At 55.9% G+C, this 13,166-nt stretch carries 11 protein-coding genes; 2 read left to right on the top strand and 9 right to left on the bottom strand.

Annotated features, from left to right (window positions below; all coding sequences use genetic code 11):
- Positions 1–19: 19 nt before the first annotated feature.
- On the top strand, positions 20–736 hold the full coding sequence (gene pnuC / locus NG42_RS00990) for a nicotinamide riboside transporter PnuC (RefSeq protein ID WP_052896855.1): 717 nt from the start codon (positions 20–22) through the stop codon (positions 734–736).
- Positions 737–740: 4 nt separating this feature from the next.
- Here the strand turns inward: pnuC and zitB are convergent, their stop codons facing one another.
- From zitB to NG42_RS00970, 4 genes are all read right to left on the bottom strand, one after another.
- Complete coding sequence (zitB, locus tag NG42_RS00985) at positions 741–1,673, bottom strand: CDF family zinc transporter ZitB (protein ID WP_052896853.1); 933 nt, start codon at positions 1,671–1,673, stop codon at positions 741–743.
- Positions 1,648–4,791, bottom strand: coding sequence for an ATP-binding protein (locus NG42_RS00980; RefSeq protein WP_052896851.1), 3,144 nt, complete (start codon positions 4,789–4,791; stop codon positions 1,648–1,650). The genes zitB and NG42_RS00980 overlap by 26 nt, the downstream gene beginning before the upstream one ends.
- Positions 4,773–5,366, bottom strand: coding sequence for a response regulator transcription factor (locus tag NG42_RS00975; RefSeq protein WP_052896849.1), 594 nt, complete (start codon positions 5,364–5,366; stop codon positions 4,773–4,775). Before NG42_RS00975 ends, NG42_RS00980 begins: the two co-directional genes overlap by 19 nt.
- Positions 5,367–5,459: 93 nt before the next feature.
- Positions 5,460–5,804 (bottom strand): YbgS-like family protein, encoded by a 345-nt coding sequence (locus NG42_RS00970; RefSeq protein ID WP_052896847.1) that lies wholly within the window; start codon positions 5,802–5,804, stop codon positions 5,460–5,462.
- A 292-nt stretch (positions 5,805–6,096) separates the two neighbouring features.
- Here NG42_RS00970 and aroG point away from each other — a divergent pair, with 292 nt between their 5' ends.
- Positions 6,097–7,149, top strand: coding sequence for a 3-deoxy-7-phosphoheptulonate synthase AroG (gene aroG / locus NG42_RS00965; protein WP_052896845.1), 1,053 nt, complete (start codon positions 6,097–6,099; stop codon positions 7,147–7,149).
- A gap of 45 nt (positions 7,150–7,194) precedes the next feature.
- On the opposite strand, the gene gpmA is transcribed toward aroG, so the two are convergent.
- The 5 genes from gpmA to modF all read right to left on the bottom strand — a co-directional run bounded on the left by gpmA (position 7,195) and on the right by modF (position 13,132).
- Positions 7,195–7,947 (bottom strand): 2,3-diphosphoglycerate-dependent phosphoglycerate mutase, encoded by a 753-nt coding sequence (gene gpmA / locus NG42_RS00960; protein WP_052896843.1) that lies wholly within the window; start codon positions 7,945–7,947, stop codon positions 7,195–7,197.
- Positions 7,948–8,181: 234 nt separating this feature from the next.
- Complete coding sequence (gene galM / locus NG42_RS00955) at positions 8,182–9,231, bottom strand: galactose-1-epimerase (protein ID WP_052896841.1); 1,050 nt, start codon at positions 9,229–9,231, stop codon at positions 8,182–8,184.
- Positions 9,225–10,373, bottom strand: coding sequence for a galactokinase (galK, locus tag NG42_RS00950; RefSeq protein WP_052896839.1), 1,149 nt, complete (start codon positions 10,371–10,373; stop codon positions 9,225–9,227). The genes galM and galK overlap by 7 nt, the downstream gene beginning before the upstream one ends.
- Positions 10,370–11,422, bottom strand: coding sequence for a galactose-1-phosphate uridylyltransferase (gene galT / locus NG42_RS00945; protein WP_052896837.1), 1,053 nt, complete (start codon positions 11,420–11,422; stop codon positions 10,370–10,372). The genes galK and galT overlap by 4 nt, the downstream gene beginning before the upstream one ends.
- 237 nt (positions 11,423–11,659) lie before the next feature.
- Positions 11,660–13,132 (bottom strand): molybdate ABC transporter ATP-binding protein ModF, encoded by a 1,473-nt coding sequence (gene modF, locus NG42_RS00940; protein WP_052896835.1) that lies wholly within the window; start codon positions 13,130–13,132, stop codon positions 11,660–11,662.
- Positions 13,133–13,166: the final 34 nt, after the last annotated feature.

Here is a 13,166-nt window from a genome sequence, read left to right as displayed (position 1 = left end):
CCCGCCATAAGGTGCCGGTATGGATTTTTTTAGCACGCAGAATATTCTGGTTCACATTCCGATTGGGGCAGGCGGTTACGATCTGTCCTGGATTGAAGCGATCGGGACGCTGGCTGGCCTGTTATGTATCTGGCTGGCGAGTAAAGAGAAGATTATTAACTACCTGTTTGGTCTGATAAACGTGTCACTGTTTGCGGTGATTTTTTTCCAGATCCAGCTTTACGCCAGCCTGTTACTTCAGCTGTTCTTCTTTGCTGCCAATATTTACGGCTGGTACGCCTGGAGTCGTCAGACCGCGGATAATCAGGCCGAGCTGAAGATCCGCTGGCTGTCGTTGCCGAAAGCAATTGGCTGGGGCGTTGCCAGCGTGCTGGCGATTGCGTTAATGACCCGCTTTATCGATCCGGTATTCGCTTTCCTGACGCGGATTGCGGTCGGAATTATGCAGGCGCTGGGATTCAGTGTGGCGATGCCGGAGCTGCAACCCGATGCATTCCCATTCTGGGACTCCTGCATGATGGTGTTGTCGATTGTGGCGATGATTCTGATGACGCGTAAATACGTCGAGAACTGGCTGCTGTGGGTGATTATCAATGTGATTAGCGTCAGTATCTTTGCGCGTCAGGGTGTCTATGCGATGGCGCTGGAGTATGTGCTGTTGACGTTGATTGCGCTGAACGGCTGCTGGTTGTGGATGCGCAGCGCGCGCGAACATGGCTCACGCGCGCTCTCCTGATGCCTTAGTGATGGTGATGATGCGTGTGTTGATGGCCGGAGTGGCCTAAATCACAGTCATCACCGCCACAGGGCTGATACTCCATCTGCACCGTGGCGTGATCGATCTGATAATTGCGGTGCAGGTAATCATGAATACGGTGCAGCAGCGCATCGTGGTCATAAGGTGGAATAACCTGCACATGCAGCGTCATCACCGGTTTTTCGCCCACCTGCCAGACATGCACATGATGGACATTGCGCACCTCGGCAATACTCAGGGTTAAATCACGTTTCAGCTTATCGGCGTTAATCGAGCTGGGTGAGCCTTCCAGCAGTTCGTGAAAACTCTCTTTCAGCAGTGACCAGGCGCTGCGCAGCACCAGTGCCGAGACAAGGATCGACAGAATCGGGTCGATGGGTGTCCAGCCGGTAAACAGAATAATCAGCGCCGCCACAATCGCGCCCACCGAACCAAGCAAATCGCCCAGTACATGCAGTGCCGCCGCGCGCACGTTAAGGTTTTTCTCTTCACTGCCGCGATGCAGCAGCCAGAATGACAACAGATTCGCCAGCAGGCCCGCCACCGCGATGACCAGCATCAGGCCACCGGTCACCGGCTGCGGCTGATAAAACCGGCGTATCGCTTCCCAGACGATTAAGACGGTAATCACCAGCAGCGCCAGCGCGTTAACAAAAGCGGCCAGCGTGGTGAGGCGCAGCAGGCCAAAGGTATGACGCGCATTGGGTTTACGTTGGGCAAACTGCACCGCCAACAGCGCGACCAGCAGCGCCGCCGCATCGGTCAGCATATGTCCGGCATCCGCCAGCAGCGCCAGCGAACCGGAGAGGATGCCGCCCGCCACTTCGGCCACCATAAAAACCGCCGTAACGATAAATGCAGCCAGTAACCGGTTACGATTACCCCCGCCTTCAGTGTGATTGTGTTGATGCGCCATAATCTTCCAGTTTTTTCAGTAGGTTCTCAGTTAATGATATCAACAAATTCCATTCCGGCGTGTCGGTGGTGTGTTGTTTCGCCTGCTCAATTATCTGCTGACAAAGTTCTTCGCCTTGCTGATAGCCCAGCAGTAGCCAGCTACCTTTCAGGCGGTGGGCAATCTGTTCTGCCTGTTGCCAGTGCTGCTGCCGGAGCGCTTCCGCCAGTGCCTGGCGGTCGTTAGCCAGCACCGTGCTCAGGGTAGCCACAATGCGCACAACAAATTCTGGCTGATGGTTAGCCAGCCGCTGAATGCGGGCATCGAGATCATCGAAGGGTTGCTGAACGTGGCGGTGCAACTGCGCGGCGATATCCGCCAGCGACACCGGCTTTAACAAAAACGCATCGGCATAGTCGGGCGTGGCCGACTGCGCGTCGGCAGAGCACAGCACCAGCGTCGGTGGCTGCGGATGGTGACGGTAACGTCGACGCAGAATACGCGCCACCGTGCTGCCGTCCGGGCGCGGCATATTGTAGTCGATAAACACCAGGTCAAACGGCGGCTGGCTGCTGGCGCGCAGCAGATCGGTGCCATTATCAAAGGTCTGCGCTATCACGCCAAAATGTGCCAGCTGCTGCTGCATAACCAGCAGATTGGTCGGGTGATCGTCAACGATAGCCACCCGTAATCGGTTAAGCGGCAGTGTGTCGCTCTCAGCGGCCGCGGGTGGCGCGATCGCCAGGCTATCGATATCGGCAGTGACCAGCGGCAACCGCACCGTAACGGTGGTGCCCTGGCCCGGTAACGAGTGCAGTTCGATGCTGCCGCCCATCCGGTTGATAATCTCGCGACAGATGGATAACCCGAGGCCGCTGCCCTGTATCGACAGCGCTTTACCCGACGGTGTCTGATACCAGGGTTCAAACAGCCGCGACTGTTCATTCGCCGCAATACCGCTGCCGCTGTCGCTGACCTGCAAACAGAGCTGCGCGGCGTCAGTTTGCGCCAGCGTCAGGCGGATGGTGCCGTGGCGGGTAAATTTGATCGCATTGCCAATTAAATTATTGGCGACCTGTTGCAGGCGCTCACAGTCCAGCATCACCGTTTGCGGCAATGGCGTCAGCGCGCTGACCTGCAATTCCGGGCCATCCTCACGTAGCAACGGGTGATAAAAATCGGCCAGCTGCGTCAGCCATTGTTGCAGATCAACCGCACGCGGATGCAGCGTAAAGGTATTGCTTTCGATCTTTGCGTGATCCTGTAGATCGTTCAGTAAGGTCATCAGCGAAGCGGCGCTGCTGTGGATCACCGCCAGATTACCGGCCTGTGGCTGGTTTGCCAGCTCTACTTCCAGCAGACCGAGTATCGCCTGCATTGGCGTGCGCAGCTCATGGCTGACGGTTGCCAGAAACTGACTTTTCATCTGGTTGGCGCGTTCCGCTTCCTCACGTTGTTGCTCCAGCTGGCGGCGCTGACGCAGTTCGCGCCGCTGCTGGATATAGCGACGCAGCAGCAGCAACAACAGAAAGGCGATGGCAAACAGCGCGGCGATAAATAAAAACCGCGAGATGGGCCGCATATTGTCGCCATCGCCATTCGCCAGTTGCGGATTATTACTCCAGTTCTCGCGCATCCGCTGCTGGGTGTCTGGCGGGATCTGTTGTAGCCCTTTATTCAGTATCGAGCGCAGCAGCGGCTGCCCGGCGCTGACGCCCATGGCAATCGGCCAGGCGGTATCACTGGCGGCAAAGGCCAGATGAATCTTCTCTTTATAGCGCGCCTGAATCAGCCAGCGCGCCGACAGGACGTTATCCACCAGCGCATCCAGCTGGCCGTTAGCCAGCGCGTCATACAGCGCTTTACTGTTATCGAACGGAATGACATTCATGCTGTCGGGCACCAGTTCAGCCGCGATATCGCCGCGCCTGACGCCGATGCGCATACCCTGCAAATCCTGCCAGCTCAGAATGCTATGCGCTGAATGGGCGATATAGACACCCCAGAGTGCACGCCACACCGGCAGAGAGTTGCCTTGCATATTGTCATTGCCGGTCAGCGGCAGCATCAGTTGCAGCATCGGACGCGGCTGTGTCAGCAGGCTCGCCGCTTGCTGACTGTTGTCTACCCAGCGCGGCTGAAAGCGCAGCCCGGTATTCTGGCCAATGGCATTAAGTAACTCGACACTATAGCCGCTGGCTGAACCGTTGGCGGTGCGATAGCTCCACGGATAGTCGTCGGCCAGCGCGGCATATTCGATCACCGGATGTTGTTCGATCCACTGGCGTTCCAGCTGGGTCAGACGGGCGGTATTGGTGTCGAAATAGCGCGGCAGCTGGCTATTCCAGCGTCCCTGAATTTCGTTGACCACATCCATTGGCAACTGGCGTAACGTGCTGTCGAGAGCGGCAACCAGCGTACTATTATTGCTCACCGCCTGCAGATTCAGCTGGCCGGGTTCCATCGGCGATTCCAGCTGATAGATCTGCCCCTGTTGCAGCTGGTTCAGCAGGAATCCGGCGCTGGTCTCATCGGCCACCACATAGTCCGTTTGCTGGTTGAGCAGGGTGTACAGCGCCTGCAAATCGCTGTCGAGGATCTGAAACTGGTGCTGACGGGCAAAATCGGCATTCACCTGTTTCAGCGTCTGTTGACCAATAGCGATGCGCGCGCCCTGAGTATTAAACATCACCGGCCGCTGATTATTGCGGTTGCGATAGATGCGCAACGGGCTGCTGTACCATGGCTGAGTCGCATGCAGTCCGGCGGGTAACGGGTATTGCGGCACGCCAAACAGCAGATCGAGCTGACCCTGTTGCAGCGCCGCCAGCAGCGCCGGCCAGTCGGGATAGCCGACAATAGTAAACTGAATGCCGGAGCTGTGGCTTATCAGCGCCAGATAGTCGGCGTTAATGCCATACAGGTCGTTGCCGACGGCAATATTCCATGGCGTGCTGTGGTCATCAATAATCCCGACGCGCAGCAGCTTGCCCTGCCAGGGACGCATCTCCGCAGCGGGCATCATCGCGCCGGGCAGTGAAATGCTGCTGATGGCGTGATACGCCGCAGGGGCACTGACGCTGATCAGCAGGCAGAACGCGGCCAGCATGCGCAACCACTTCATTGCTGCGCTTTCCATAAAGCGGCCAGCTCAACCACCGAGTGGGTACCGGTCTTATCGAGAATATTTTTTTTATGGGTGCTGACGGTTTTATTACTGATATGCAGCTGTTCAGCAATTTGCAGGTTGGAAAGGCCGCGTGCCAGCAGCGCAAGAATCTGCCTCTCTTTACTGGTCAGGCTGGCGGTAGCCGGGTTGTCTGCCTCACTGAGATCGGGAAAAGCACGCTGTCCACCGAGTATCGCCAGAATGGCGGCGAGCAGTTTTTCCATCGGCTGGCGTTTGGCAATATAGCCGGCTGCACCGGCGGCCTGAGCCATACGAATATACAGCCGCTCTTCTTGCGCGGAGTAGATTAACACCGCCTGATTTTCATCCCGGTGTTTCAGGCGCTTCAGCAGTTCCAGTCCGTCGCTGTCCGGCAGGCCAATATCGAGAATAATTAAATTAACCGGGTGATCACGTAAATAGTCGCGTGCCTGCTGTTCACTACTGACGGCAAAAAGCTGGAGCGGAATCGGCGAGCGAGTCAGGGCAGCTTCAAGCGCCACCTGAACCAGGGGATGATCGTCGATTAACAGCAGAGTGGCCATGATGAGATCCGAATATTATCAAGGCGTTCAGCATAGCGGAGCGGGGGAGGGATGCAACAAAATCAAAGGAGAGCCGAAGCTCTCCCACGGGCATTACTGCGTGGTGCCGTCAGTTTTGGTGTTAACGTCACCGCCACCTACTTTGGTTTCCACTTTTTTATTCACGTCCGGGCATTTGCCGTCTTTACACTGAGCGTTTTTATGCACTTCATCGGCCGTCATATTGCTGCTGTCGGTCGCGGTACCAGAGGTGCTACCACCGGTGTTGATCTGGCTGTTATCAACATTGTTAGGTGGCAAATTCTGTTTAGCGCCGCCTGCTGCTGCACCCGCGTCTGCGGCCTGATTAGCAGTACCGTTGTTGCCGGCGGCCATTGCTGCACCACTGCCTAAAGTCATGGCGGCGGTTAAAAAGACGATTGCGAACTTATTCATCATTATGCTCCTGTTAATTATCTGTTGGTTGTCGAGCTCAACCCGATACGGCGCGTAAACTGATAAAAAATCATGTAGGCAATACAAAATCGCGACTTTAAATCACAATGCGAACAATTGTGGTGTAAATGCGAATTTTTTAAGTGTTTACGATTAAAAGTGTAGTAAAGCAGGCATAAAACGCAAATCTGCGATGACGCAAAAACGCCAGAGTCGATTTACACCACAGTTTCTACGGGATAAATTGTTCAGGTTGGCCCGGTGCGCACCGGGCAAAGAATTTAATGGAAAAGTTATGAATTACCAGAATGATGACTTACGAATCAAAGAGATAAAAGAGTTACTCCCGCCTGTTGCTCTGCTTGAAAAATTTCCGTCCACGGAAAAAGCTGCTGAAACTGTTTCCCGTGCCCGTCAGGCAATTCACAATATTCTTAAAAAAGAAGATGACCGTCTGCTGGTGGTGATTGGACCTTGTTCCATCCATGATACCGAAGCGGCAAAAGAGTATGGTGCCCGGCTGCTGAAACTGCGTGAAGAGTTAAGCGACAGCCTCGAAGTGGTGATGCGCGTCTATTTTGAAAAGCCACGTACCACGGTCGGCTGGAAAGGATTGATCAACGATCCGCATATGGATGGCAGCTTCCAGATCAATGACGGTCTGCGCATCGCGCGTAAACTGTTGCTGGATATCAATGACAGCGGCCTGCCTGCCGCCGGTGAGTTCCTTGATATGATCACCCCGCAGTATATGGCTGATTTGATGAGCTGGGGCGCGATTGGCGCGCGTACCACTGAATCACAGGTGCACCGTGAGCTGTCCTCCGGCTTATCCTGCCCGGTGGGTTTTAAAAACGGCACCGATGGCACGATTAAAGTGGCGATTGATGCAATCAATGCGGCCAGCGCGCCGCACTGCTTCCTGTCGGTAACCAAGTACGGCCATTCGGCGATTGTCGAAACCAGCGGTAACCGCGACTGTCATATCATTTTGCGTGGTGGCAAAGAGCCAAACTACAGTGCACATCATGTCAGCGCCGTAAAAACCGGGCTGGAAAAAGCCGGTCTGGCGGCGCAGGTGATGATCGATTTCAGCCATGCCAACAGCAGCAAGCAGTTCCAGAAGCAGATGGTCGTGGCCGAAGATGTCGCCGGGCAGATTGCCGGTGGTGAACAGGCGATCATTGGCGTGATGATTGAAAGCCATCTGGTGGAAGGCAATCAGAATCTGGAGAGCGGTGAACCGCTGGTCTACGGCAAAAGCGTTACCGATGCCTGTATTGGCTGGGAAGATACTGAAACCGTTCTGCGCCAGCTGGCGGCAGCGGTAAAAGCGCGTCGCGGCTAATTTGCGGCAGCAGAATGAAAAATCCGCCTTTCGGCGGATTTTTTTTTACTTCGCTTTACCCTGGTTTGCGACGGCTGCGGCTTTCGCGGCAATCTCATCGGCATCTCCGAGATAATAACGTTTCAGCGGTTTAAAGTTCTCGTCGAACTCATACACCAGCGGAACACCGGTCGGGATGTTCAGCTCAAGAATTTCATCTTCGCTCAGGTCATCGAGGTATTTTACCAGTGCACGCAGCGAGTTACCGTGTGCAGCAACGATCACACGCTCACCGCTTTTGATGCGTGGCAGAATGCTTTCGTTCCAGTAAGGGATAACGCGATCGATGGTCAGCGCCAGGCTTTCGGTCAGTGGCAGTTCTGCGTCAGTCAGTTTGGCATAACGCGGATCGTGGCCAGGGAAGCGCTCATCTTCACGGGTCAGTTCTGGTGGAGTGATGGCAAAGCCACGACGCCACTGCTTAACCTGCTCGTCACCGTATTTTTCAGCGGTTTCAGCTTTGTTCAGACCCTGCAGCGCACCGTAGTGACGCTCATTCAGCTTCCAGGATTTCTCAGTTGGCAGCCAGGCCTGATCCAGTTCGTCCAGAACGTTCCACAGAGTGTGGATGGCACGTTTCAGCACGGAGGTATAAGCAAAATCGAAAGCAAAGCCTTCTTTTTTCAGCAGTTCGCCTGCTGCTTTTGCTTCGGTACGACCTTTGTCGGACAGATCAACATCATACCATCCGGTGAAGCGGTTTTCATTGTTCCACTGGCTTTCGCCGTGACGAACCAGAACCAGCTTAGTTACAGCCATAGCTTAACTCCTTAATCATCTGACATTTCTATGAAAGCGATTATACCCCGGTCAGCCGACGCTGCAGCCCCATTCGTCTCGCTCATTGACCGTAGTCAATGATTCAGCGGCGGCAACGGCATCGACACTGGGTACTGATTGCCATTCTGACAACCTGTATCTCTCTACCATAGCTGAAATCTGCGCACGGCGTAAGCCTGGGGCGAACGCAGTGCGCGTTTTTCATCCTGATGCTTAGCCTGCGGTCAGGGTATAGCGGGTCACTGACTGATACGTTTCACCTGGCTGCAACCAGCAACTCGGCTGTGGCCATTCCGCATGGTTTGGCGAATCGGGCAGGAACTCACTCTCCAGCGCAATGCCCTGAAAGGCGGCGTATTCGCCCTGTTCACGTGCGGGGGTGCCGTCCAGATAATTGCCGGAATAGAACTGTAGTGCTGGCGCGGCGGTATGTACCGTCAGCTGTAACTGGCCGTCAGCCGACCACAGCTCGGCGGCTGGCTGGCTGTCATCGCCCCGCGCATTAAGCAGAAAGGCGTGATCGTAGCCCTTCACGGCGCGCTGATCGTCATCCTGCAAAAACTCTGCGGCGATGGTTTTCGGCTGGCGAAAATCAAAACTGTTCCCGGTCACCGGTTTTAAATTTGTTCCCTGTTCGCCGGTCACTGGAATGCCGTTACTGTCGACCGGCAGATAGTGGTCCGCCAGCAGTTGCAGGCGATGCTGGCGCGCATCGCCATGCTGTGCATCAAGATTGAAATAGGCGTGGTTGGTCAGGTTGACCGGGCAGGGTTGATCGACCGTTGCCTGATAGTCAATCGACAGGCAGTTGTTGTCATCGAGATGATAGCGCACCGATGCCAGCAGATTGCCGGGGAAACCCTGATCGCCATCCGGCGAATCAATGCGGTAATGCACTTCAGTTTCACTCTGGCTGACGATTTGCCAGCGGCGCTTATCGAACCCTTCCGGGCCGCCGTGCAGCTGATGCTCGCCCTGATTCGCCGCCAGTCGGATATTGCCCGGTTGCAGCGTCGCATTGGCGATGCGGTTTGCGTAGCGACCGACGGTGGCCCCCAGATAAGCCGCCTGATGCAGATAGTCTGACGGGGTGGCGCAGCCTAACAAGGCTTCGCGGACCGAGCCATCTTTCATCGGCACGCGGGCGGAGAGCCAGGTGGCTCCCCAGTCCATAAAGGTGACAACCATCCCGTTCTGGTTACGCAGCACGGTAATGCGCCACGGCTGGCCGTCCGGGGCCAGCGATTGAGGTTGATTTAGCATTGGCCCGCCCCTTCTGAGGCTTTGCAGATATAGACCGTCTCTTTAATGCCGGATTTCGCCTGATACTGTTCGGCCAGCGCCGCTTTCACGCTGTCGACCTGATCAAATGGCATCAGCGCCACCACGCAGCCGCCGAAACCGCCGCCGGTCATGCGTACGCCGCCTTGATCGCCAATCACCTCTTTTACGATGTCGACAATCAGGTCGATCGGCGGCACGGTGATTTCGAAGTCATCACGCATTGACGCGTGGGACTCGGCCATCAGCACGCCCATCCGCGCCAGATCGCCGCGGCTCAGCGCATCGGCGGCTTCCAGCGTGCGGGCGTTTTCCGTCAGCACGTGACGCACGCGTTTTGCCACTTCCGGGTCGAGCTGCTGCTCAGCCGCGTTAAACTCGCTGATATCAACGTCGCGCAGCGAAGATTTTCCGAAGAATTGTGCACCGGCTTCACACTGCTGGCGGCGGGTGTTGTACTCGCTGCCGACCAGACTGCGACGGAAGTTGGAATTGATAATCACGACGGCAATCTCTTCCGGCATCGATACCGGGCGGGTACCCAGCGTGCGGCAGTCGAGCAGCATCGCGTGGTCCTTTTTGCCCAGCGCGGAGATCAGCTGATCCATAATGCCGCAGTTGCAGCCGACAAACTGGTTTTCGGCTTCCTGACCATTCAGCGCGATCTGCGCGCCATCCACCGGCAACTGATAGAGCTGCTGCAATACCGTGCCGACCGCCACTTCCAGCGAGGCGGAGGAGCTGAGACCGGCACCCTGCGGCACATTGCCGCTGATCACCATATCAACGCCGCCAAACCCGCTGTTGCGCAGTTGCAGATGTTTCACCACGCCACGCACATAGTTAGCCCACATTTTGTCCTGCACGCTGTCGATTGGCGCATCCAGCGAGAAGATATCTTGCTGATTGTCGTAATCCACCGCAATAACGCGCACCTGGCGGTCGTCACGTTTGGCGCAGGCAATCACTGTCTGATAATCAATGGCACACGGCAGTACAAAACCATCATTGTAATCCGTGTGCTCGCCAATCAGATTGACGCGGCCTGGCGCCTGAATAAGATGCGTGGACGGATAGCCAAATTTGTCGCTGAAAATCTGCTGGGTAATGGCTTGTAAACTCATTGTGATGCTCCGGTCTGGCGGAAATGAATATCGCTGACAGAACGCAGGCGTTCAGCCGCCTGTTCCGCCGTTAAGTCCCGCTGGGTTTCAGCCAGCATTTCGTAGCCGACCATAAATTTACGGACGGTCGCCGAGCGCAGCAGCGGGGGATAGAAGTGGGCATGCAGCTGCCAGTGATCGTTCTCTTCGCCATTAAACGGCGCGCCGTGCCAGCCCATTGAGTAAGGGAAAGAGCACTGGAACAGGTTGTCATAACGACTGGTCAGTTTTTTCAGCGCCAGCGCCAGATCCTGACGCTGGGCATCCGTCAGATCCACCAGTCGTTTGATTGATGCTTTTGGCAGCAGCAGGGTTTCAAATGGCCACGCCGCCCACCATGGCACCACCGCCAGCCAGTGTTCGGTTTCCACCACCGTGCGGCTGCCGTCATTTAATTCACGCGCGCAGTAATCCACCAGCATCGGCGTACCGTGTTGCTGGTAATAACGACGCTGTAGCTCATCTTCACGTTTTACTTCATTAGGCAGGAAACTGTTGGCCCACACCTGTCCATGCGGATGCGGGTTGGAACAGCCCATCGCTGCGCCTTTGTTCTCAAACACCTGCACCCACGGATAGTGCTGACCGAGATCCGCGGTCTGCTCCTGCCAGGTGCGCACCACCTGTTCCAGCGCTGTCAGTGACAGTTCCGGCAGCGTTTTGCTGTGATCCGGCGAGAAGCAGATCACCCGGCTGGTGCCGCGCGCGCTTTCGCAACGCATCAGCAGATCGTCACTTTGCGGCGCATCCGGGGTATCGGTCATCAGTGCGGCAAAGTCATTGGTAAACACATAGGTGTGGGTATAGTGCGGGTTTTTGTCGCCGGTAACGCGAGTATTATCCGGGCATAAAAAGCAGTCAGGATCGTGCGCCGGTAATTTATCTTGCGACGGCGTTTCCTGTGCGCCTTGCCATGGACGTTTAGCACGGTGCGGAGAAACCAGTACCCACTGATCGGACAGCGGGTTATAGCGGCGATGCGGGTGATCGACCGGGTTAAATTTTTCCATTTTCAGTCCTGATAACCTAATTAAAGCAAAGAGAGCCTGGGTAAAAAATAGCACACTCACGCAGAGGAAAGCGTGATCAAGTCTGAATAAATGGAATCGTTTACACAAGCTGAATATTCTTACTTGTCAGGCCAGGTAACGATGTGTGCAGGAGTGAATCTTTAAAGTAGCGAGTAAAGTGGTAGCGGTTACATTCGAAAGGTGCAGACCGTCGAGTGACCGGTCTGACAACGGCAGTCAGCTCAGGGCTTCCTGCTGATAACGCCAGGTTTCGCCTTCCGCGACAAAGGTCAAACGGTGAGTAATGCACTGCGGCGCATCTTCCGCATGATGCGAAACAAACAGCAACTGAGTTTGCCCCTCGCCAATCAGCACATCAATAAAGCGGCGTACCAGCAGGCGGTTGATCGGATCCAGCCCTTGCAGTGGCTCATCAAGAATTAACAGCGTCGGATGTTTAACCAGCGCACGGGCAATCAGCACCAGTCGTTGCTGCCCCCATGACAGACTGTGGAATGGCGCATCGGCGCTGGCATTATCCATGCCGAGTAGCGCCAGCCAGCGGGTTGCCAGATGCTGCTGGCGATCGGAAACCGCCTGATAAATACCAATTGAATCAAAGTAGCCGGACAGGATCACATTGCGCACGCTGGAACTGACGCGGTAATCGAGATGCAGGCTGCTGCTGACATAGCCGATATGCTGCTTGATATCCCAGATGGTTTCCCCGCTGCCGCGACGGATGCCGAACAGCGTCAGATCGTTGCTGTAACCCTGCGGATGATCGCCGGTGACCAGGCTCAGCAGGGTGGATTTACCGGCACCGTTGGGGCCGACAATCTGCCAGTGCTGGCCGGGTTTCACTTCCCAGCTAAGGTTGTGCAGGATCGCGCGGTCGTTATACGACACCACGCCATCTTTCAGCACGATACGTGCGGCGTCCGCCGCCAGCTGTGGCTTCACGCCGGGATCATCGGCTTCCGGCAGCGCCATGCCCGCCAGTTTTTCACTGTGCGCCAGCTGCGCCACCAGCGCCTGGGCGAGGATTTCCGCGCGCACGCCAACGTGCGTCAGGCTACATTCCGCCAGCACGCCCACTTTTTCCACATAGTCGGGAATATCATCAAAGCGGTTCAGTACCAGCACCAGCGTCAAACCTTGCTGGTGCAGTTCGCCGAGCAGCGTCGCCAGATTGCTGCGTGACTGCACGTCGAGGCCATCAAAAGGCTCATCAAGGATCAGTAAATCGGGTTGCGCCATCAGCGCCTGGCACAGCAGGGTTTTACGCGTCTCACCGGTGGAGAGATATTTAAACCGGCGATCGAGCAGATGGCTGATGCCCATCTGTGTCGCCAGCTGCTGCGCACGCGCCGCATCTTTCACGTCATGCTGGATAATCTGCGCGGTGGTGCGGCCGGTGTCATCTTCGCCTGGGCTGAGCAAATCGGTGTTATTGCGCTGCCACTCCTCTTCCACCAGTTTTTGCAGCTGTTCCAGCGACAGGCGGGCAGGGCGCTGAAACTGACATTGACGCGTGCCGGTCAGTTGAGTCAGTTCGCCGGAAAGGGCGCGCGCCAGGGAAGATTTTCCGCTGCCGTTAGCGCCAACAAAAGCCCAGCTTTCGCCACTGTGCAGGGTAAGATCGTTGAGGGTCAGTATTCGGGTATCGCTAAGACGAAACGTGCCTTGCGTAATTTGCAATACAGCCATATTTTATCCCATTTAATGCATTGTACTGATGGTT

The organism is Winslowiella iniecta (genome assembly GCF_001267535.1).
Classification (GTDB): Bacteria; Pseudomonadota; Gammaproteobacteria; order Enterobacterales; family Enterobacteriaceae; genus Erwinia; species Erwinia iniecta.
This window is presented reverse-complemented; position numbering and strand designations above follow the sequence as displayed.